16 protein-coding genes and 1 riboswitch are annotated in these 22,928 nt (G+C 43.9%); of the genes, 10 read left to right on the top strand and 6 right to left on the bottom strand.

Features of this window, described 5'->3' with window-relative positions; genetic code table 11:
• Nucleotides 1-229: 229 nt before the first annotated feature.
• The 7 genes from GFC28_RS08990 to GFC28_RS19265 all read left to right on the top strand — a co-directional run bounded on the left by GFC28_RS08990 (nt 230) and on the right by GFC28_RS19265 (nt 9,362).
• A complete protein-coding gene (locus GFC28_RS08990; protein ID WP_044745689.1) occupies nt 230-1,525 on the top strand; it encodes an extracellular solute-binding protein in 1,296 nt (431 codons plus the stop codon).
• Between the two features lie 514 nt (nt 1,526-2,039).
• On the top strand, nt 2,040-3,323 hold the full coding sequence (locus tag GFC28_RS08985) for a carbohydrate ABC transporter permease (protein WP_044745690.1): 1,284 nt from the start codon (nt 2,040-2,042) through the stop codon (nt 3,321-3,323).
• 1 nt (nt 3,324) lies between these two features.
• Nucleotides 3,325-4,167 carry a sugar ABC transporter permease gene (locus GFC28_RS08980; protein ID WP_044745691.1) on the top strand — a complete coding sequence of 281 codons (843 nt, stop codon included), beginning with the start codon at nt 3,325-3,327 and terminating at the stop codon, nt 4,165-4,167.
• Nucleotides 4,168-4,266: 99 nt separating this feature from the next.
• A complete protein-coding gene (locus GFC28_RS08975; protein WP_044745692.1) occupies nt 4,267-5,799 on the top strand; it encodes an alpha-amylase family glycosyl hydrolase in 1,533 nt (510 codons plus the stop codon).
• 12 nt (nt 5,800-5,811) lie between these two features.
• Complete coding sequence (locus tag GFC28_RS08970) at nt 5,812-8,175, top strand: glycoside hydrolase family 31 protein (protein WP_156487523.1); 2,364 nt, start codon at nt 5,812-5,814, stop codon at nt 8,173-8,175.
• Nucleotides 8,176-8,199: 24 nt separating this feature from the next.
• Complete coding sequence (locus GFC28_RS08965) at nt 8,200-9,228, top strand: LacI family DNA-binding transcriptional regulator (protein WP_044745693.1); 1,029 nt, start codon at nt 8,200-8,202, stop codon at nt 9,226-9,228.
• Nucleotides 9,225-9,362: a hypothetical protein gene (locus GFC28_RS19265; RefSeq protein ID WP_156487522.1), complete on the top strand. Its 138-nt coding sequence runs from the start codon at nt 9,225-9,227 to the stop codon at nt 9,360-9,362. The genes GFC28_RS08965 and GFC28_RS19265 overlap by 4 nt, the downstream gene beginning before the upstream one ends.
• 246 nt (nt 9,363-9,608) lie before the next feature.
• Here the strand turns inward: GFC28_RS19265 and GFC28_RS08960 are convergent, their stop codons facing one another.
• The 4 genes from GFC28_RS08960 to GFC28_RS08945 form a co-directional block, all read right to left on the bottom strand.
• Nucleotides 9,609-10,472 (bottom strand): SDR family oxidoreductase, encoded by an 864-nt coding sequence (locus GFC28_RS08960; RefSeq protein WP_044745694.1) that lies wholly within the window; start codon nt 10,470-10,472, stop codon nt 9,609-9,611.
• A gap of 229 nt (nt 10,473-10,701) precedes the next feature.
• Complete coding sequence (gene metH, locus GFC28_RS08955; protein WP_044745695.1) at nt 10,702-14,109, bottom strand: methionine synthase; 3,408 nt, start codon at nt 14,107-14,109, stop codon at nt 10,702-10,704.
• Nucleotides 14,102-15,955: a bifunctional homocysteine S-methyltransferase/methylenetetrahydrofolate reductase gene (locus GFC28_RS08950; protein WP_044745696.1), complete on the bottom strand. Its 1,854-nt coding sequence runs from the start codon at nt 15,953-15,955 to the stop codon at nt 14,102-14,104. Before GFC28_RS08950 ends, metH begins: the two co-directional genes overlap by 8 nt.
• Nucleotides 15,956-16,029: 74 nt before the next feature.
• Nucleotides 16,030-16,133, bottom strand: a riboswitch (SAM riboswitch).
• A 228-nt stretch (nt 16,134-16,361) separates the two neighbouring features.
• Nucleotides 16,362-16,853: a YajQ family cyclic di-GMP-binding protein gene (locus GFC28_RS08945; protein ID WP_044745697.1), complete on the bottom strand. Its 492-nt coding sequence runs from the start codon at nt 16,851-16,853 to the stop codon at nt 16,362-16,364.
• 84 nt (nt 16,854-16,937) lie between these two features.
• Here GFC28_RS08945 and GFC28_RS08940 point away from each other — a divergent pair, with 84 nt between their 5' ends.
• The 3 genes from GFC28_RS08940 (at nt 16,938) to GFC28_RS08930 (ending at nt 20,551) form a co-directional block, all read left to right on the top strand.
• Entirely contained in the window at nt 16,938-17,804 is an 867-nt protein-coding gene (locus GFC28_RS08940) for a CvfB family protein (RefSeq protein WP_156450514.1), read from the top strand.
• Nucleotides 17,805-17,906: 102 nt separating this feature from the next.
• On the top strand, nt 17,907-18,884 hold the full coding sequence (locus GFC28_RS08935) for a BMP family lipoprotein (RefSeq protein WP_044745698.1): 978 nt from the start codon (nt 17,907-17,909) through the stop codon (nt 18,882-18,884).
• 14 nt (nt 18,885-18,898) lie between these two features.
• On the top strand, nt 18,899-20,551 hold the full coding sequence (locus GFC28_RS08930) for a methyl-accepting chemotaxis protein (RefSeq protein ID WP_044745699.1): 1,653 nt from the start codon (nt 18,899-18,901) through the stop codon (nt 20,549-20,551).
• Nucleotides 20,552-20,644: 93 nt separating this feature from the next.
• On the opposite strand, the gene GFC28_RS08925 is transcribed toward GFC28_RS08930, so the two are convergent.
• Nucleotides 20,645-21,790: an ABC transporter permease gene (locus GFC28_RS08925; RefSeq protein WP_044745700.1), complete on the bottom strand. Its 1,146-nt coding sequence runs from the start codon at nt 21,788-21,790 to the stop codon at nt 20,645-20,647.
• Between the two features lies 1 nt (nt 21,791).
• Nucleotides 21,792-22,913 carry an ABC transporter permease gene (locus GFC28_RS08920; RefSeq protein ID WP_044745701.1) on the bottom strand — a complete coding sequence of 374 codons (1,122 nt, stop codon included), beginning with the start codon at nt 22,911-22,913 and terminating at the stop codon, nt 21,792-21,794.
• Nucleotides 22,914-22,928: the final 15 nt, after the last annotated feature.

Raw genomic sequence — 22,928 nt, 5'->3', positions numbered from 1 at the left:
TTGCCAAACAAAAAGGAAACGTATTCATTCCGTATGTTTTAAGAGTAATTGATCACTATATAAAAAGTCAATCAATCGCTAAACCAATTGTAAAAGATGTAAAAAAGAGTTGTCAAAATTCAAAATGATTGTATAATAAAAGTGATAATTTGTGCAACCGTTTTCCTAATTGATTATTATGAAAACGCTTGCTATTTTCATTTTTTGTAAATAAACAGGAGGGATCGGAATGAAAAGGATGGTATCTCTTTTTTCCTCGCTCGCATTGACGACAGGGGTGTTGGCAGGGTGCGGACCTGATGGGGAAACAACGAAGACGAATCCAAATGAAGGGAATAAGCAAACGGAAACATCAGAAAACAGCATGCCTCCTAAGCCAGATAAGCTTGTTGTTTGGGAAGATGTCAAGCGGGGAGTAGCGCTTGAGCCAGCCATTAAAGCGTTTGAAGAAAAATATGGGATTAAAGTCGAGTATAAAGAAGTAGAGATGGCGACAAAGCAACGGGAACAATTGCGTTTAGATGGCCCGGCAGGCACAGGTCCTGATGTGATTACAGTGCCTCATGACCAGATCGGCCAGCTTGTAACGGAAGGGCTCATTCGTGAAATCAACGTTGATCCATCCGTATTAGAGCAGTTTACAGAATCCTCTATCAAAGCGGAGACCTATAAAGGAAAGCTTTATGGGCTGCCAAAGGCCGTAGAAACCCCGGTATTTATCTATAATAAAAAGCTGATGGATAAAGCGCCGGAAACGATGGATGAGCTGTATCAATTTGCGAAGGGATTTACAAAAGGAGACAAATACGGATTTTTAGCTCTTTGGGATAACTTTTATTTTGCACACGGTGTGATTGCCGGCATGGGCGGCTATGTATTTAAAGAGGATAACGGCACATTGGATCCGAAAAATCTCGGTTTAAATAACGATGGGGCAGTAAAGGGAGCTGAATACATCCAAAAATGGTATAAAGAATTATTCCCGAAAGGAATTATCGGTGAAAATGGCGGTTCGACGATGGATGGCCTGTTTAATGAAGGAAAGGTAGCCTCTGTCATGAATGGACCATGGGCATTTCAAGGAATGCGTGATGCGGGAATTGAAATTGGAGTTGCACCGATGCCAACACTACCAAACGGAGAACATGTGAAAACGTTTATGGGCGTAAAAGGATGGCATGTGTCTGCTTTTTCCAAAAACCCAGAATGGGCGACGAAATTAATTGAGTTTTTAACGAATGAAGAAAGTGCGAAAAAGCGCTTTGAATTAACAAAAGAGATTCCGCCGGTTAAAGCTCTCGTTGATGATCCGCTTATTGCAGAAGATGAAGGGGCCAAGGCTGTGGCGATTCAATCCCAATACGCGGTTCCGATGCCGAATATTCCGGAAATGTCTGAAGTATGGGGCCCGATGGCAACCGCTCTGCAATTAGTGGCGAACCAAAAGATAAAACCGAAGAAAGCATTAGATGAAGCGGTGAAAACCATTCAAACCAATATCGAAACGAATCATTCAGGCGAGTAAAAAGGGAGCGCCTCTCTTTTACGGGATCGGCGATAAGACAACTTGAAGATGAAACAAATGATTGGTGGAAAATCGGTGATCGAAGGAAAGTCGCTGCCTTGTCTCAGTCACGCCAAAACGTGACCAGGAACCGAACAATCAGCTACTTCCAGACAAATTCATTTGTCTGGAAGCGATGCTGTTCGGTCGACCGACTATCGAAATCGGTAGTGATCGGCCCGCTTTAGGGGTCCATATTGATGCATCAAGAAAAACCCATTTGCCGATCAAACAGGAAAGTGAAAAGGTTCCTTGCTTCTGCTTGGCTCCATGTTTTGCACGGGCGTTTATAGTATGGATGGCTTTCACGTTTTCACACGCCTAGCGCATTTGCCGAACTATGCTTTTATGGCCGATAGAACTTTTGATGATAGAAAAGGATTGGATGCTGAACTGATATTTGCAGGCGATGAATCTAACATTCTCAAATATGAACTGGTTGTGAGTGGTGATATGTTGGAAAGGAGGGGCTTATGTGGAGTCGACTATCTATCAATCTCGTCATCGGAAGATTGCGCTTGGTTTATCGATTATTCCGGGACTTGGACAGCTATACAACCGCCAATATACGAAAGGTATTTTCTTTCTTGTATTAACGGCTTCTTTTTTTATTGTCTTTCATGATTTATTGGATATCGGTTTGTGGGGATTAGTGACGCTTGGTGAAGTAATCCCGCGCGATCATTCCATTTTTTTGTTGGTGGAAGGGATTTTAGCGGCGATTGTGCTCGTATTTGGCCTCGGGTTTTATGCGTTTAATTTGCAGGATGCGTATAGAAATGGACAAAAACGCGACCTTGGCTTAAAAATCAACTCGCTGCGTGAACAATATCAAACGCTTGTCGATAGCGGATTTCCTTATTTAATGATCTCGCCGGGATTTATTTTGCTCATTTTTGTCGTTGTTTTTCCGATTATTTTCGTTGTGCTGCTTGCGTTTACAAACTACGATTTGTATCATACGCCGCCAGCTAAATTAGTCGATTGGGTTGGCTTGCAAAACTTTGTTGACTTAGTGAAGCTTGACCTTTGGCGGAAAACGTTTATTAACGTATTGGCATGGACGATTATTTGGACGTTTGGTGCGACTACCTTGCAAATTGCTCTTGGCATTTTCCTAGCGATTCTCGTCAATCAAAAAGATTTAAAAGGAAAAGCGATTATCCGAACTATTTTTATTTTGCCTTGGGCCGTTCCGGCGTTTGTGACTATTTTGATTTTTGCGGGCATGTTTAATGAATCTTTTGGCGCGGTCAATCAAACCATTTTAGCCTCCTTGGGGCTTCCGGCTATTGATTGGATGACAAACCCATTTTGGACAAAGGTGGCGCTGATTTTCATTCAAACATGGCTTGGTTTTCCATTCATTTTTGCGATGACAACGGGTGTGTTGCAATCGATTCCAAGTGAATTGTATGAAGCGGCAACGGTAGATGGAGCTACAGCATGGCAAAAATTCACCAAAATCACGCTTCCTCTCGTTCTTTATACAGTCGCCCCTATTTTAATTACGCAGTATACGTTTAATTTTAATAACTTTAACATTATTTACTTGTTTAATGGCGGAGGGCCGGCGGTCTCGGGCCAAAACGCCGGTGCGACCGATATTTTAATCTCTTGGATCTATCGTCTGACGATGACGTCGGCACAATATTCCAAAGCCGCGGCTGTAACCTTGCTTTTATCGCTTGTTGTTGTCTCCGTTGCTTTATGGCAGTTTAGAAGAACGAGATCATTTAAAGAAGAGGATATGATGTGAAATGGGCATGAAAAGACGAAAAATCATTCGTTTAACCTTGTCGTATATCGTGATTTTAGTGGTCGCCGCCATTATTGTGTATCCGCTTCTTTGGGTTATTGGCTCTTCGTTTAATCCCGGGCAGAGCTTGTCGGGGTCGAAGATGATCCCAGAGAATGCAACGCTCGCTCATTATAAAGAGCTGTTCGACCCTGATCAAAGCGATTATTTGCGCTGGTACTGGAACTCTTTAAAAATCTCTACACTCACGATGGTTTTTTCTGTTATTCTCGTAAGTTTGACGGCCTATTCATTTTCCCGCTACCGTTTTATCGGAAGGAAAAATGGTTTAATCACCTTCTTGATTTTGCAAATGATTCCGAACTTCGCCGCATTAATTGCTATTTATGTTTTAGGGCTGCTCACAAAATTAATTGATACGCATTTAGGGCTGATTCTTGTTTATGTAGGCGGATTTATCCCGATGAACACTTGGTTGATGAAAGGTTATTTAGATACGATTCCGAGAGAGCTTGATGAATCTGCGAGAATCGACGGTGCCGGACATCTGCGCATTTTTTGGCAAATTATTATGCCGTTGGCTAAACCGATCATTGCGGTTGTGGCGCTATTTACTTTTACGGGACCGTTTGCCGATTTTATTTTGGCCAGCGTTCTGCTTCGCAGCAAAGAAAAGTATACGCTGGCTGTTGGGCTGTATGATTTGGTCGCAAAGCAATTTGGAAGTGAATTTACAACGTTTGCTGCTGGTTCTGTGCTGATCGCTCTGCCGATTGCGATCCTGTTCCTTTCGTTCCAAAAATATTTTGTATCGGGATTGACAGCTGGCGGAACAAAAGGATAAGAAAGAGGGGGAAAGAACCGTTCAAGTTCTTTCCTTTCATGCTATTTCGAGCTATATTAAAACAGTAAGTAGACTCGAAATAGATAGGGAGTGGGAAGGTTGAAACGAGCATTTGCTTCTAGTTTAGCGCTTCTTTTTTTACTTTCATTTGCCATTCCTGCACAGGCAGACACAAATGAAAAGCGGACATGGCAAGACGAAACCGTCTACTTTATGATGGTTGACCGATTTAACAATTTGGATTCGACAAACGACCAAGGTGTCAATGTCAAAGATCCTCGCGCCTATTTCGGAGGGGATTTAAAGGGAATTACAGCTAAACTGGATTATATTCAAAGCATGGGATTTACAGCGATTCGACTGACGCCGATTTTTCAAACGGAGCCAGGGGATTATCAAGGAAAGAAGGTTACGGATTTTTATAAAGTCGATCCGCGTTTTGGAACGCTCAGCGATTTAAAAACATTGGTGAAAGAAGCGCATAAGCGTCATATGAAGGTGATTTTGGATTTTGTGACGAATCATACGTCATCTCGCCATCCGTGGGTAAACGATCCGGCGAAAAAAGATTGGTATCATGAGAAAAGGGAGATTTCAGACTGGAATAATCCGCGGCAAATAGAGACCGGCTGGTTAAATGGGTTGCCAGATCTTGCGCAAGAAAATCCGGAAGTGAAACGTTATTTGATTGATGCTGCTAAATGGTGGATAAAAGAAACGGATATTGATGGTTATTATCTTGATGACGCTGGACATGTGCCTAAATCGTTTTGGCAGGAGTTTGCAAATGAAGTCAAAGCAGTAAAGAAAGACTTTTATCTGCTTGGAGGAATAGACAGCAATGATCCGCGTTATATAGCCGATTATGAGAAGGATGGAATCGATGGTTTTCTTGATTATCCTTTTTATAATGAAGCGTCAAAGGTATTGAGCAATGTGAATCAATCGCTTGCGCCGCTTTATCGTGTTTGGAAGAACAATGTCTCTTATTATGATCATCCTTATTTGTTAGGTACGTTTTTGGACAATGACAGAACTGTTCGATTCACAAGGCTTGCTTTAGAAAACAAGCAAAATCCGATAACAAGAATGAAGCTTAGTCTAGCTTATTTATTTTCAGCGCCAGGCGTTCCTATTATCTATTACGGAACAGAAATTGTGTTAGACGGAGGAAAGGCTCCTGATAATCATCGCCTTATGAATTTCCGCACCGATGATGAAGTGGTGAACTATATAAAAAAATTAGGAGAACTGCGCGGGCAATTACCTTCTTTGCGGCGGGGGGATTTTACTCTCTTGTACGAAAAGAAGGGAATGGCTGTTTTTAAACGAACATATAAGGGAGAAACAGCTGTCATCGCGATAAATAATACAAACAAAACGCAAAAAGTCCATTTAACAAACGCTCAGCTTGCCCCTGGAAAAGAGTTGAGAGGACTGTTATCTGGCGATTTAGTGCGAAGCAGCAAAAACGGGTATAACTTGATTTCGGATAGGGAAACAGCAGAAATTTACGTGCTTGCCAAAAAGACGGGTCTGAATATTCCATTTATCGCTGCGCTCATTGCTGTTTATGTCTTGTTTGGATTGTTTTTATACTATGCGAAAAAGCGTGCCAAACGGTCTAGGTAGGAGGGAGAAAAGATGCTGGAAGATACAAGCTTTGCTATTTTGCCGGATCGAGAGGGAAAACGGCGTAAACGGGATGTAATCGATATCGGAAACATGCTGGCTTTCTTCTGTAAAGATGAAGTGCTTTTCTTCCGGTGTGATGCAGGTGTAGTGAACGTTCAGTTTTATGATCATCCTATCGTCCGCGTCGCTTTTAATCCTTTTGGCGAAACGAGCATGAAAACAAGCCGTGCCGTCGTCATGCGGCCAAAAAAGGTAAAAGTGGATGTGCATGAAACAGAGGAACAGGTAGAGCTGGCTTCACCACAAATGAAAGTGGTAGTGAAAAAACGGCCCTTTCGTGTGCAGATTTATGATCAAGCGGGCCGTTTGCTTGTAGGGGAGGAAGCGAGAGGGATGGCCTTCACTTATGAAGGTGATGTTTACTGTTATAAAGGAATGGATCAGGCCGACCATTTTTATGGGCTCGGTGAAAAAACCGGATTTCTGAATAAGCGCGGTGAAAAATGGACCATGTGGAATACAGATGTGTATGCGCCGCATAATCCGGAAACGGACCCTCTTTATCAGTCTCATCCGTATTTTATGACGTTGCGGAATGGATGGGCACACGGTTTGTTTTTTGACAATACGTATCGGACCATATTTGATTTTCAAACGTTCGAAGATGAATATTGCTTCGCGGCGGAGGGCGGACCGATTGATTATTATGTATTTGCCGGTCCGACTCCGCGCGATGTATTGAAGCAATATACGAATCTGACAGGAAAAATGCCGATTCCTCCTAAATGGGCGCTCGGCTATCATCAATCGCGCTATAGCTATGAAACGGAGCAGGAAGTAAGAGAACTGGTGCAGACGTTTATAGAAAAAGATATTCCGCTTGATGCGGTGTATTTAGATATCCATTATATGGATGGCTATCGTGTGTTTACATTTGATAGAAACCGCTTTCCGAATCCGAAGCAGCTGATTGCCGATTTGAAACAGGAAGGGGTTCGTGTTGTTCCGATTGTAGATCCTGGGGTAAAGGTGGATCCTGAATACGCCATTTATCAAGAAGGAGTAAGGGACGATTATTTTTGCAAATACATGGAGGGAAATCTTTTCATTGGGGAGGTCTGGCCAGGAAAAAGCGCGTTTCCGGATTTCACAAATGAACAAGCGCGAAGCTGGTGGGGCGACAAGCATCGGTTTTATGCTGATTTAGGCATCGAAGGTATTTGGAACGATATGAACGAACCGTCTGTGTTTAATGAAACAAAAACGATGGATATTACTGTGATGCATGATAACGATGGAAATCCGAAAACGCATCGTGAACTTCATAACCTTTACGGATTGATGATGGGAGAAGCGACATACACTGGCATGAAAAAGCTGTTGAACGGAAAGCGTCCGTTCTTGTTAACGCGTGCCGGTTTCTCAGGTATCCAACGCTATGCAGCTGTATGGACGGGAGATAATCGCAGCTTTTGGGAGCATTTGCAAATGTCGTTGCCAATGTGCATGAATTTAGGATTATCAGGAGTAGCGTTTTGCGGAGCGGATGTTGGCGGGTTTGCTCACGATACGAACGGGGAGCTTTTAGCACGTTGGACGCAGGTGGGGGCGTTTACTCCATATTTTCGCAATCATTGTGCGATCGGATTCCGCCGGCAAGAACCGTGGGCGTTTGGTGAAAAGTATGAGCGAATTATCAAACAATATATCCAGATGCGCTACGAATGGTTGCCGTATTTATACACGCTTTTTGCAGAAGCTCATGAGACAGGTGCTCCTGTCATGCGACCTTTGCTTTTTGAGTATCCGGATGATCCTCATACGTATAATCTTTATGATGAATTTTTGCTTGGTGACAATGTGTTGGTTGCTCCGATTATGACGCCTAACACCGCTTATCGAGCTGTATATTTGCCGAGAGGGAAATGGATCGATTATTGGACAGATACCGTTTGGGAGGGAGGTCAATACCATCTGGTTCATGCGGAATTAGACAAACTCCCAATTTTTGTGAAGCAAGGCTCAGCCATTGCGCTTGCCAATGCAAGACGTTCTACTGATATGCCGGATGAACAGCGCATCGTGCGCTTATATAAAAAGTGTGATGGAAAAACCGCATATACGATATATGATGATGATGGACAAACGTTTGCTTATGAGAAAGGAATTTATTTCCGTTTGCATTTGAATATAAGGTATGATGAGAATATTGTTCGGATTGACACGAAAACGGAAGGGGAGTACCGGCCAGACTGGAAGCTGTCATTTGCGATTCATGGAGGAACGGCACAGACGACTGTGATCGTCGATGGAAACGAGCAACATGGTAGATGGGATGATAAGCAGAACATCTTATGGATCGACCACAATTGAGGGATGGAGAAGGAGGGATGTGAAATGAACGTCACCATTAAAGATGTTGCAAAACGAGCGAATGTGGCTCCCTCCACTGTTTCAAGAGTCATTGCAGATAGTCCGCGCATTAGTGAAAAAACAAAGAGAAAAGTGCGAGAAGCGATGAAAGAGCTTGGTTATCATCCCAATTTTATTGCCCGGAGCTTGGCGAATCAATCGTCGCAGGTGATTGGAATCGTGATGCCGAGCTCAACTGACCAAGCGCTGCAAAATCCGTTTTTTCCTGAGGTGATTCGCGGAATTAGCAAAGCAGCACATGAGAAAAAATATGCTTTGCAAATGTCGACAGGCGAAAAGGAAAGCGAGATTTATGAAGGTGTGATCGAAATGCTGCAGGGGCGGCGGGTTGACGGTGTTATTTTGCTTTACTCTAGAACGAATGATAAACTGATGAAATATTTGCAGAAGAACCGCTTCCCATTTGTTGTCATTGGAAAGCCTCACCAGATGGCAGAACAAATTACTCATGTCGATAATGATAACTATCGCGCGGCAAAAGAAGCGACTCAATATTTAGTTGAGCTTGGGCATAAGCGAATAGCATTTGTCGGCGGCAATATCAGCTATTTAGTGACAGTCGATCGGCTGCTAGGATATGAAGCGGCGCTTAAAGAAGCCGGGCTGCCGTACCGCCAAGAGTATATTATGCATGAAGAATTTTTAAAAGAAGGCGGACAAGAAGCGATGAAAGAGCTGCTGTCGTTACGTGAACCGCCGACAGCGTTAGTGGTGGCGGATGATTTGATGGCGCTTGGGGTTTTGAATACGTTGGACGAGATGAACGTTCGCGTTCCTGAGGATATATCCATTGTCAGCTTTAATAATACGCTGTTAGCGGAGCTCTCACGGCCTCCATTAACATCAGTCGATATTCATATTTTTCAGCTTGGATATGAAGCGGCGAAAAGTTTGATCGAAAAAATTGCGAATCCAAATGAGCCGGTCAAGCGAATTATTATTCCGCACCAGCTTATGAAACGATTTTCCTGCGATGACGATCAAACGAAATGAAAAAAGTTAGATGGCCGACAAAGTCCATTTCGGCTTTGTCGGCCATCATTGTCAAGCATTCTCCGTTTCCGCACCAGGCTGGCTTGCGCTCGGCCGACAAGGAACGCAGTCAAGCGAAGACGAAAATCGAATAAGAGAGGCTTGCGAGCGGACAAAATTCAGGCGCTTTTTTGCTCATAAGAAGAATGGGTGATTCGTATATAAACAAAAAACTTGCAACATATCGTTGCAAGTCTATCAAAGGGAAGAGAGGGGTCACCTTTTGGTTTGTGCAAAAGGCTGACAGCAAACACTGTACGTAATAATCATAATTGGATCATACATGATAAATCAAGTTTACTGTAAATAAAATTAACAATAAATGTTCAATTTCATTACATTTACCCGTTCACGATTTTTCCGCCATTCACATGAATCATTTGCCCTGTTATATAGGAGGCGTCATCGCTGGCGAGAAACACATAGCTTGGCGCTACTTCCTCAGGCTGTCCAGGTCGTTTCATCGGCGTATTCGAACCGAATGCAGCTACTTGCTCGCTTGAAAAGGTTGATGGAATGAGGGGCGTCCAAATCGGTCCGGGGGCGACACCGTTGACGCGAATTCCTTTTTGTACCAAAGATTTAGCTAACGAGCGTGTAAATGTCGCGATCGCTCCTTTTGTTGCCGAATAATCGAGCAGCTGCTCATTGCCCTCATAAGCTGTAATGGATGAGGTGTTAATAATGGAGCTGCCTTCTTTTAAATAAGGAAGTGCCGCTTTCGCTAAATAAAAGTAGCCAAACACATTCGTGCGAAACGTTTTTTCTAGCTGCTCTGAGGTGATGTGCAGCAGGCTGTCTTGAGGATGTTGTTCAGCTGCGTTATTGACAAGAATATCTAGCTTTCCAAATGCAGCGATGACTTGCTTGACAGCTTCGATACAAAAATGCTCATCTCCCACATCTCCGGCAATCAACAGGCATTGGCGCCCCTCTTCTTCAACCTGCCGCTTGGTTTCTTCTGCATCTTGGTGTTCGTTCAAATAAATAATGGCGACATCCGCGCCCTCTTTCGCAAAATAAATGGCAACCGCTCGGCCGATTCCGCTGTCTCCGCCGCTAATTAAGGCGATCTTTCCTTGAAGCTTGCCGCTTCCTCGATAGGCAGGATCCTCGGAGACGGGCTCGGGCTGCATCACGGATTGTAATCCCGGCTGCTGATATTGATGCTGTGGCGGCAAGGTCATTTGCTGCTTTGTGACCATCTTGATCATTCCTCCCTTAATCATCATGTTCAGTCATTGTTTAGTATGGGAGAATCAAGCGAAAATATCACGAAAGCCGTTTATCCATTATTTTACTGTATACATACAGCTTGATGGATCAACATTTATCCCGGAAGTGAGGCATCCCTGAAAAAATGATGATAAAAGAAGGACGTGACTGGTGACATTCGATCAGACGAAACAAAAAAGCTGGCATTCGCCAGCTTTTTTACAATACATTAAAGTATTTCGCTTCTGGATGAGCAAAAACGATGGCAGATACAGAGGCTTCGGGTTCCATCATAAATTCCTCCGTTAGATCAATCCCGATCTCTTCCGGATGCAAAAGATGGAACAGTTTTTCTTGGTCTTCTAGGTTTGGGCATGCCGGATAGCCAAAAGAAAAGCGTTGTCCTTGATATTTGGCGGCGAACCGTTCCTCCATTGTGAAATCAGGATCGTCTGGAAATCCCCAACGGTCGCGCATGACTTGATGGATCCGTTCAGCCAGCCCTTCTGCTACTTCAAGCGCCAGCGCTTGAATTGCATGGCTTTTTAAAAATTCGCCGCTTTTTTTCCACTCTTGAGCTAGCTCACGGATGCCTGTTCCAGCGGTCACGGCAAATAATCCTACATAATCAAGCTGCCCGCTTTCCACCGGCTTGATATAATCAGCCAAACAAAGATAAGGTGACTGGCGCTGCCGTGGAAACTCGAATGTTTCGATCATGGTTTTTGCATCTTTCGGCGAGTAAATATAAATACGGTTTCCATCGCTTTGAGCGGGAAAAAATTGATAGACAGCCGCTGGCTTTAACCACTGTTGCTGTTTGGCGGCAGAGAGAAGATCCTCTATCAATTGTTTGAGAAAAACAGCTTTTTCATTTTGTTCCGCTAATAACTTTTTCACTTTTCCTTTCAAGCCAAGGTGATGTCCGAGCAGCATTTGCCAGTTCATATACGGCTCAATGTGAGCGAGCGGGATATCTTTTAGGACATGACGCTCTAGATCTGCCGGAACATATACTGGAACATGGATGGATACATTGGACCGAACAAGGGTAGCCGTTTGCGATGATGACGCTGATACCGTAAAGCTTTGTTCCTTTCGTTTATATTCAACCTCGTTTTGCTGCAGGCGGTTGGCAAGGGAGAGACCGTCCATGGCGTCTTTTGCATAAAGCACGATTCCGTCGTACTCTGGAGCGATTTTATTTTCGGTAAATTTTCGCGATAATGCTGCTCCACCGACAAGAATAGGCAAGGAAATGCCGGCTTGTTTTAAATCTTGAGCGGTTAGCACCATTTGTTGGGCTGATTTGACGAGCAGCCCCGACAAGCCAATAATGTCGGGTTTTTCGGCTTTTATGGCTTCAATCAGCTGCTGGGAAGTGACTTTAATGCCTAGATCCACCACGTGATAGCCGTTGTTGCTCAAAATAATGTCCACTAAATTTTTGCCGATGTCATGCACATCCCCTTTGACGGTAGCAAGCATCACTTTTCCTTTTAGACTGGTTTCGGTTTTTTCCATATAAGGCTCCAAAAAGGCGACCGCTGCTTTCATCACCTCAGCACTTTGCAGGACTTCAGCGACAATGAGCTGGTTGTCATTGAACAGCCGGCCTACTTCATCCATACCGGTCATAAGCGGACCATTGATAATATCGAGAGGGTTGTTATATGTTTGCAAGGCCAACTCTAAATCCTCAAGCAATCCCTCTTTTGTTCCTTCGACGACATAGGAGGCGAGCCGTTCCTCGAGCGATAAATGAGTATTCGTTTTTTTCGTTTCTTTCGTTTTGCCCCGGTAAAACTGAATAAAGGTGTTTAAAGTTTCATCATTCGTATGAAAGAGGAGCGCCTCAGCCAATTGCACTTCCTCCGCTGGAATGGAAGCAAAGCGCTCAAGCTTTTCCGTATTAACAATCGCGTAATCAAGGCCGGCTTGCGTACAATGATATAAGAAAACAGAATTTAAAATTTCCCTGCCAACTGGCGGCAATCCGAATGAGACATTGCTGATACCGAGTATGGTTGGACAATGTGGCAGCTGTTCTTTAATGAGCCGGATGCCCTCAATCGTTTCTTTCGCGGCGCCAATATATTGTTCGTCGCCGGTGCCGACTGGAAAAACGAGCGGATCAAAAATAATGTCATGTGGCGGTATGCCGTATTTATTGACAAGCAAATCGTAAGAACGCAAAGCGATTTCAAGCTTTCGTTCAGCGGCAATGGCCATTCCTTGTTCATCAATCGTGCCAACAACAACGGCCGCTCCATAGCGATGAATGAAAGGAACAATTTTTTCGAAACGCTCCTCTCCGTCTTCGAGGTTAATGGAATTAATAATCGCTTTTCCTTGCGAATAGGAAAGGGCGCACTCAATCACTTTTTCATCCGTTGAATCAATCACGAGCGGCACCTTTACCTTTCGAACGACTTGCTGGATAAATTGTTCCATATCTTCCTTTTCGTCGCGATCCGGATCTGCAAGGCAGATATCGATGACATGAGCGCCGTTTTTTACTTGCGTTCGAGCAATTTCCGCTGCTTCTTCATATTTTCCTTCCGCAATCAAACGTTTAAATTTGCGAGAGCCGATGACGTTTGTTCGTTCGCCGACAAAAAGCGGGCGCATCGTTTCATCGTAAATAAGTGGCTCGATTCCTGAAACAGCATGAACGGAGAATGAGGTTGGAATCGTGCGCGGAGCGACATCGCGAACCGCTTCAGCGATAGCGCGAATATGAGACGGCGTTGTGCCACAGCAGCCGCCGACGATATTGAGCCAGCCTTTCTCAGCAAAGCGGCGGATTTTTTTGGCTAACATATCCGGTGTTTCGTGATAATGCCCTTCTTCATCCGGGAGCCCGGCGTTTGGATAACAGCTGACGGCTGTATCGGCTAGTTGAGAAAGAGAACGCAAGTGATCAGTCATAAACTCCGGCCCAGTTGCACAGTTGAGCCCAATGGCAAATGGCTTCATATGGCGGACGGAAATAAAAAACGATTCAATTGTTTGTCCCGCCAGCGTCGTTCCCATCGGTTCAATCGTCCCGGATATCATAAGCGGAACAATTTTTCCTGTCTTTTGAAATGCTTGTGAAATGCCGATAAAACCCGCTTTTACGTTAAGTGTATCTTGACACGTTTCTAAAAGCAGAAGATCGACGCCGCCGATTAATAGGCCGCGCGCTTGCTCTTCATAGGCGGCTACAAGTTGGACAAATGTTGTCCCCCCGGTAACAGAAAGGGTTTTCGTTGTTGGACCCATCGAACCGGCGACAAACCGCGGCCAGCTTGAAGTGGAATGGCGTTCGGCCGCCCGCTTAGCCAGTTTGGCTGCTTCTATATTTAATTCAAGCGCCATATGGCCAAGCCCATATTCGTCTAACACTATGCTGGTAGCACCGAACGTATTGGTTTCAATGATATCGGCTCCCGCTTCAAGATAGGCTTCGTGAATCTGTGCAATGACATGAGGGGAGGTCACCGATAAATATTCATTGCATCCTTCGTATGATTCGCCGCCAAAATCAGCAGCCGTAAGCTCGGCGCTTTGAATCATCGTTCCCATTGCTCCATCCATTACTAAAATTTTCTTTTTCAGCTGATCATACAGTTGGCTAGCCATGATGAAGTACCTTCCTTTCTGAAATCGAACGTTCTTTTTCTTGAATATAGCGAACGAGCTCGACTGTCATTTCATAGCGCAAAAACGGCGTAATTAAATAAATGCCGCGAAATAAATCAAAAGCCGCATCGATGAGCGATTTGGCGATGGCAATTCCTTCTCTTGCCGATTGAATCGGATCATGGGCGCAAGCCGCCATTCGGGAACGAATATCGTCCGATAACGTGATTCCCGGTACTTCGTGATGCAGAAAGTCGGCGTTACGTGCGCTTGTAAGCGGCATAATGCCGATATAAATCGGCGCTTCAAGATGTTTCGTTGCCTCGTATACCTCTTCGATTTTTTGTTCGGAATAGAGCGGCTGCGAAATAAAGTAGTGGGCGCCGCACTGAATCTTTTTCTCAAGCCGCTGCACCGCTTTATCTAAATAACGGACATTCGGATTGAAGGCCGCAGCGATAGAGAAGTTGGTTTTTTGCCCAAGCGGCTGACCGGAGTAGGAAATCCCTTCATTAAATTGGCGAATCAGCTGAATTAAATCAAATGATGACAAATCATACACAGATGTTGCGCCAGGAAATTCGCCGATTTTGGATGGATCTCCGGTGACAGCAAGTACATCCGTAATGCCAAGTGTATGCAGTCCCATTAAATGAGATTGCAGACCAATCAGATTGCGGTCGCGGCATGTAATGTGGATCAGCGGACGGATGCCTAGCTGTTGCTTAATAAGAGTTCCGAGCGCGACATTGCTGATGCGCGGAGTAGCTAAAGAATTATCAGCCAGCGTTAGGGCATCAATATTCGTTTCTTTTAGTGCTTTCGCTCCTTCCAAAAATTTTCCGATGCCCAGCTTTTTCGGCGGATCTAATTCAACAATGACCGACCGCCGTTTTTTTACGATGTCTTCTAAAGGCGGTTCAGATTTTGGCTCTGCTGATGGAATCGAGATGGTTGCTTGCTGCTGTTTTACTTGTTTCGTTTGAATGGGCGTGCGATCAATCAAGGCTTGTGCCATCGCCGCAATATGTTTAGGCGTCGTTCCGCAGCAGCCGCCGATCAAGCGGACGCCTTGTTCGCGAAAGGAGAGAGCCGTTTCCTTAAAATATTCAGCGTTCGTTTCATAAACAAGGCGGCCGTCGCGATAATCCGGAAGGCTAGCATTCGGATAAGCAGAAAGGAATGCTGTGCTAGGAAGCGGCACGGCTTCAAGAGAACGAATCATATGATACGGACCAAGATGGCAGTTTAATCCAACTACATCGGCCCCCAATTGCTCCAATTGGGAAAGCGCATCGCTGAGCGGAGTTCCGTCTTGCAGCACGCCAACATCGTGAAGGGTCACATGGGCGATAATCGGTAATGTTGTTTCTTTCCGGGCGATAGCGAGCACCGTTTGAAGCTCCTCTAAGTCGTAATAGGTTTCAAGCAGAATTCCATCTACTTCTTCGTGCAAAAGCACGTACAACTGCTCCCGAAACGTCCGTTTCACTTCTTCAAGAGTGATGGCGCTTTTCTTGAATGTGCGAAGACCGCCGATGGTTCCAAGAACATAGGCACGGCCTGAGGCCGCTTGTTTCGCTAGCTTTACAGCTGCGCGGTTGATTTCTTTTACATCGTCCTCCAATCCATAGCGTGCTAGCTTCATATAGTTTGCGCCATATGTATTGGTTTGAATGACTTCTGCGCCAGCGTCAAGATAAGCTTCATGAATATGGATAATATCTTCTGGTTTGGAGAGATTCAATTCTTCAAAACATCGGTCAATTCCATGGGAGTATAATAAAGTTCCCATCGCCCCATCGGCGATGATGATTCGTTTCTGCAATTCTTCTAAAAATCCCATGCGTATCACTCCTTCGTCTTCTTAAAAAATAAAAAAAGCCTTCTAAAAATAAGAAGAAGACTTCGGGTTGCTCCTTCTTATCTTCCAAGCATCAAGCCTGTCTGGAATTAGCACCTTGACATACGGTCAGGTTGCTGAGAGTTCACAGGGCCAGTCCCTCCCTCTCTCTTGATAAGAAAAATGGTATGCAATTTTCAATCAATGCGTTATTTATAATTTAAATAATTTTTAGAAAATATTCAACTGCAAATTTTGATTATTTTTTAGATGGAACGGATCAGTGCTCAAAAGGCGACGATCAGGCAAAGTTTGTGGACTTACGCCGGGAAATCTATAGTTCGCATTTTGGTTATAAAAACAGCCTAATTCGGAGGAATTAGGCTGTTAAGACGAAGCGCACAAACCCCTATCGATAGTTGACAAATTGTACATCAATCGGCAAATCAGCTTCACGGATCGCTGTGATCACTTTTTGCAGATCATCTTTGCTTTTGCCGCTGACGCGGATTTGATCTTCTTGAACTTGGCTTTTTACTTTTAAGCCTGTGTTTTTAATAATCGTATTAATTTTTTTCGCATGCTCTTTGTCAATGCCTTGAACAAGGCTGGCACGTTGACGGACCGTTCCTCCTGAGGCTGGTTCTATTTTTCCGTATTGAATATTTTTGATAGAGACCCCGCGCTTAATCAGTTTGCCGATTAATACATCTTTCAATTGCTCAAGTTTGAATTCATCGTCGGAAACGAGGATCAGTTCGTCTTTTTCTAAGGAAATGTCACTTTTGCTTCCCTTGAAATCGTAGCGGTTTTGAATCTCCTTCATGGCGATATGAATGGCGTTAGTAACTTCAGATAAATCTACTTTGGATACGATATCAAATGAGCTTTCTTTCGACATATATTACCTCCAGTAAAATTTGGTCATTTCGTTCTTATTATAGTAAAATGTAGCATGATAAACAATAAAAAGGAAGATGCATCCATGAAACAACTTATACCAGGAGAAATAAGAACATTAACTGTAAAGCGGGAGGTTCCGTTTGGCTGGTTTTTAGCGAGCGGTCAGGAAGAAGTGTTGCTTCATCAAGCGGAGATAGACCGTCCACTTGCAATCGGAGAAGAGGTCCATGTCTTTTTATATCACGACCATCAAGGACGGTTGAGCGCTACAATGAAATCACCCAAAATAACAAAGGATACATATCATTGGGTGGAGGTGGTTGATGTTGTTCCAAAGCTCGGTGTTTTTGTTGACATTGGCATATCAAAAGATGTGCTTGTGTCTAGCGATGATTTGCCTCCGCTTTTGTCACTATGGCCGCAGCGAGGGGATCAGTTATATTGTTCGTTAAAGACAGATCGGAAAGGGCGCTTGTTGGCTAACTTGGCGGATGAGGAAACAATCCGGCAGCTTGCTACGAAAGCTTCGGAGTCCGTCTTTAATCAAAATGTGCGCGGTCGCATATATCGTGTGATCAAAGCTGGAGCGTCTATGATCTCAGATGTGGGTTATATCGGTTTTATCCACGAATCTCAACGCAGGAGAGAACCGCGTCTTGGCGAAGTGGTCGAAGGGCGTGTCATCGCTGTCAAAGAAGACGGTACAATGAATGTGTCGTTGCTGCCGCGCAAGCACGAAAGCATCGACGAAGATGCAGGAATGATTTATCGTTACCTTGAAAGCAGAGGAGGGGCCATGCCCTATCATGATAAAAGCAATGCAGAGGATATTCAAGCGCGCTTTCAAATGAGTAAAGCCGCGTTTAAAAGAGCATTGGGACGGCTTATGAAAGAAGATAGGATTTATCAAGAAAATGGCTGGACTTATATCAAGCATAAGGAAGAATAGAAGCGGGGGTACAATACTCCGCTTTTTTTGTGCAGGGCTAAAAAGATCTCCTATATCGCCGATAAAAATAGTGGATAGATTACAGCATAAGGGGATAAATCGATGAAGCAACTACGTCTTATCATTGTTATGATGGTGGTCGTGTGCCTTTTTTCAGGATGTTCAGCGCAGGAAACGGCCACAACAAAAGAAAGAGTAAAAGTCGGTATTATGTTGTCTGACGTCGGACTTGGAGATCAATCGTTTAGTGATTCTGCTTTCAATGGATTGATGAAAGCGCGCAACGAGCTTGGCATTGTGTTCGATTATCGCGAATTGCAGGATACGAAAACGTATGAGCAAGGGCTAAAAGAATTGGTCGAAGAGGGAAATGATATTGTCATCGGCCTCGGATTCATGGTGCAAGAGGATTTGGAAAAAGTAGCGAAGCAATATCCAAAGCAGCCTTTTATTCTAGTGGATGCTGTGTCCAATTTGAAAAACGTGACTTCGATTACGTTTAAGGAAGATGAAGGAAGCTTTTTAGCCGGAGTAGTCGCGGCGTTAGCGACCAAAACGAATCAGGTTGGCTTTATTGGCGGAGACGATGTACCGCTTATCCACAAATTTGCCGACGGCTTTGAAAAAGGGGTTCATGCCTTAAAGCCTTCAGCTTCTGTGAGCGTGGTGTATGCCGGGGATTTTGGAAATGATCAGCTTGGCGCCAAGCTTGCGGGAGAAATGTTTAAAGGCGGCTGCGACGTCGTATATACGGCCGCTGGATTTACGGGCGTGGGAGCGTTAAAGGAAGCGGAGGCGCAAGGAAAGTATGCCATTGGCGTTGACAGCGACCAATATTTTTATGCGGAAAAGGCGGTTGTCACATCAATGGTGAAAAATGTGGATGTGGCGCTGTTTACGATTTTACAGCAATATGTGCAAAAAGGCGAAATGCCACAAGGGACGGTTCAACTGGGCCTTAAGGAAAATGGCGTCGGACTTGCGCCGATTCGCGTGATGGCATGGAGCGAGCCGCAACAAAAATTGATCGAACAATGGAAGCAAAAAATTGAAAATGGTGAAGTAACAACGAAGGAATAGAAAAGGGGATAGCGATGACGGTTCGGAAAAAGCTATGGCTTCATGCCACGATTTCGATTTTGCTTTCGATCGGCATGATGGGATTTATTATTGTCAATATGCTGTCGATTCAAGCGACCAACAAAGATATTGTGCCCGTGCTTCTGACTGTTCAGGAGCTAGAAGCGAGCATGAAATCAACGAAGCAAAGCTTAAATAACTTTGCCTACAATATGACAGAAGGAAATAAGCAGGGGGCCATTGAACAAGTTCAGCAAACAGAGCAGCTCATTCGTAAGCTGAAGAAGATGTTAAAGCAAAACCATTTTCAAGCTTTATTGGAAAAAGCAACGACCAAATTTTCCAATGTACATGAGCAATCCATTGAAGCTTTGAACACTCTTGATGCGTCTGAGGCCAGACGGCAGGCGATGCGAATCGAAGGGGCTATGAATGATATATATGGTTTAAAGTTGGCTGCAAATGATTTTTATGAACAATTACAGCAAGAGATGCAAGCGCAAATCCGCTTTGTGGTGTGTACGGCAATCATTGGAAGTATGGTGCTTCTCGGATTGGCTGGCGCAAGCAGTTTACGGCTCACACGTTCTATTACTAAACCTCTTGAGCATCTAGCGGCCAACGCGAAAGAAATAGCTAGCGGCCATTTGCTTGTTGAGCCTGTTTCCTATAAACATCATGATGAAATCGGCGAGCTCAACACTTCATTCAGCCAAATGGTCCATGAGCTGCAGCGGCTGCTACATTCCGTAGATTCCGCAAGCCGGCGTGTTGAAACATTTGCTAAAGAGATTGAACAAGAAAATAAAATGCTCACAGAAATTAACCAACAGGTTGCTTTATCTACGAATGAGCTATCAGCCGGCGCTCAAAGTATTTCCGAAGAACTGCAGCAAGCGGTATTGCTTGTCGAAAAAATGGACGATACGTTTGCACAAACCGCTGAACGGACGAAACAAACGGCTCAGTATAGCGAAGTCGCAGTAGAGGCGATTCGCACTGGACAAAAGGCGATTGGGGAACAAATGAAATTGATCCGCGATAATGCTGAAGCGACAGCGCTGATCGAGAGGGAAACACAAGAGTTTATTAGCCATGCAGCGGATATTGAACAAATGGCAAAAGCTGTATCGGAAATGGCGGAGCAAACGAACTTGCTTGCGTTAAATGCGGCTATTGAAGCAGCCCGTGCAGGAGAAGCGGGAAGAGGATTTGCGGTCGTGGCAGAAGAAGTGCGCAAGCTTGCCGAGCAGTCTGCGCAAGCAACGAAGCAAATTTTCGCTACTGTTTCTCACATTAAGCAAGGGGTCGCTTCTGTTTCGTCTGCGGTTACGCAAGGAGTGAAAATTGCTGAACAGCAATCTCGGTCAACGGAAGCAACAGCAGAAGCTTTTCGTGAAATTGAAAGCAAGGTGATGGGGATATCAGCTGATATTCAGGAGCTCGTAGCAGATGTGGCTGCCTCTAAAAAATTGGGCGAGAGCGTGCTGCAAAATGTGGAAAGCATTAGCGCGGTTGTAGAGCAATCGGCGGCCGGCAGCGAGGAAATTGCTGCTTCGATGTCTGAACAGCTCGTCGCTTTTGAAAAAATGGTAGGAAAAGTGGCAGTGCTGCGTCAATTGACGGATGAATTGCATACAGTGATGACAAAGTTCCGCATGAAGTAAATTTATCATCAAATAAAAGTTCTCCACGTTTTTTAGGTGGAGAACTTTTGTTTTAGGGGCGGGAGGTTGTCTCTAGTACATTGAAGAAACCTATTATACAAAATTATTAACGTTGTTATTTCTTCCAAACTTATAGGCCGAGATGAGGAAAAAGATCAGTGCGAACGTGAGAATAATGAGCAGATTCAAATATAAGCCTCCAAAGGAATGTCCTTGCTGCAATTTTAATAGCGCATCTAACGCCCAGCGTTGCGGCAGAAAATTAGCTATTTTTTGTACAAAAGTAGGCATAATATCCGCCGGCCAAAAACAACCTGAAAGCATGCAGGTAGGAACAACGATCAAGTTTTGCATCGCTCCTGCTGAAGCAGAGCTGTTTGCAAAAGCGACCGTTATAAAAGCGATGCCGATGGCTACTAGTGAAAATAACATCAGAACAACGGCCATTTGCCAAAAAGCAATATTTGTTTTTATGTGAAATACTCGATCCATTATCACTAATGTAAGGATAATCTGGCCAGTCATCACAATCATGTTGACGATGATATTCGACAATACGTATCTTTTTCCATTAATAGGAGCGGATAATAATCGGAAGTATGTTCGATTCTCTTTTTCTTTCACGATCATTTCCGCTAAACTGCCCGCTGAAAAAAGCATAATCATCAGCAAATATCCGACAGTCTGATAAGTCATGCCGATATTTTTCGATGTATCTTTTAGCGGATGGACCGATGTCCGAAACGGCGATTGCTGGTAGCGTTCGTACATTTGCAAAAATGTGCGTTCATCCCCGTTAGCTATTTTTCCGAGCGCACTAATATTATTGATGTAGTGATATAGATACGATTTGATGAAACCGGTAATTTCCGATCCATGAATCGAAACAATTTGCAGATGGTCGGGGTGTCCTTGCTGGACACTTTTAGAAAAGCCTTGATGAAAAACAAGCACGCAATCGAGCTTGCCGGATGTGATTTGATCGTCTATTTCTGATTCCTTAATGTTCGTTACCGAAAGATGTTCTAACCCTTTGATAAAATGGATCGTATCATTCGTAATATAATGAGGGTCGTTATTGACAATACCGATGTGTACATTTTTTCCGTTAGAACCGCTGTAGACAAGCAGGGATATGATAATGCCGATGAGCGGCGTGCCAAAATACAATAAAATATTTTTTTTATTACTAAACGTCTTTTTTAATGTATGTCTCACCAACCATATCACATCTTGCATATTATAATCCCTCCTGTCTTGTGAACGCTGTCCCAGCGATCAGCAAAAACAACGCTGCTAATCCGACATTTAACAGCATGGCGAAAGAACCAGCTGATACATCGTTCAAATAAATGATTTTTGTAAGAGCTGTATTCACCCATGTGAGAGGGGAGAGGTTCGTTATCAATTTTTCCATTGGGCCTGTAGCTTCTATTTTGAAATACGCTCCGCCCAAGAAAGACGCTAGCTGTATAACAACCATAAGAATCATTCTGGCTGCTCCTTCTGTTCTTGCGATATAGCTGATCCCAAGACCAAAGCTAATCGCGAATAATACTTCTGTAAATACGACAAGATATACTAGAGCAAGATGATGTCCCCAATAGGCTTTAAAGACGAATTTACTGAACGTAATGACAATGGCGACGCAAAGAAAATTCACAACTATGTTTCCGAATATTTTTCCAATAAAAATTTCAAATTTATGGATCGGTGTTGCCAATAATCGATCTGCCGTTTTGCGTGTTCTTTCTCTCCGAATTAAATAACTGGCTGGCAAGGCTCCATAAAGGGCGATCATTGTTGTCATAGCAATCGCATAATAGTCCATCGCGCCTGGCTGTCTTTTCGAATGCAGAGACGTTTCTTTTATATAATCATTTTGTACTTTGTTGTTCATTAACAGCTGTACTTGCTCGGGTTTTACTTTTGCGACGGCTGTGGCGATGTTATATTGATCGGCAAATGCGGCAGCCATTCCTTGAATAATGCTCCCTTTGATCGAGTTTGTATCGTTCACATATAGCTGGATTTGTTCATTGGTGATTGTCATATATCCATCATAATAGCCTTGCTGTACCTCTTTTTTTGCATTAAGCTGGCCAGAGATTCGTTTAAAATGAAGATCGGATTTTTTGGCTTCCTTCATAAACTGACGAACATAGCTTGAAAATTCTCCGGATGTTTGATCTTTATATAACACATGGATCTCGCCAACAGAAGTGGAAGTATTAAAGGTATTAGATAAAGCCGTTCCTAGTATGAGCATTAATACAATCGGGAATGCCAGCATAAAAACAAGTGTTCGGCTATCGCGAAAATCGCTTTTTATTTCTTTGAACGCAATACGAATGATATTCAAAAAACATCCCTCCTT

Origin of the sequence: Anoxybacillus sp. B2M1 (assembly GCF_001634265.1) — a bacterium.
Classification (GTDB): domain Bacteria; phylum Bacillota; class Bacilli; order Bacillales; family Anoxybacillaceae; genus Anoxybacteroides; species Anoxybacteroides rupiense.
Note: the sequence above shows the minus strand (reverse complement) of the source record. Positions and strands in the feature narration are given on the sequence as shown.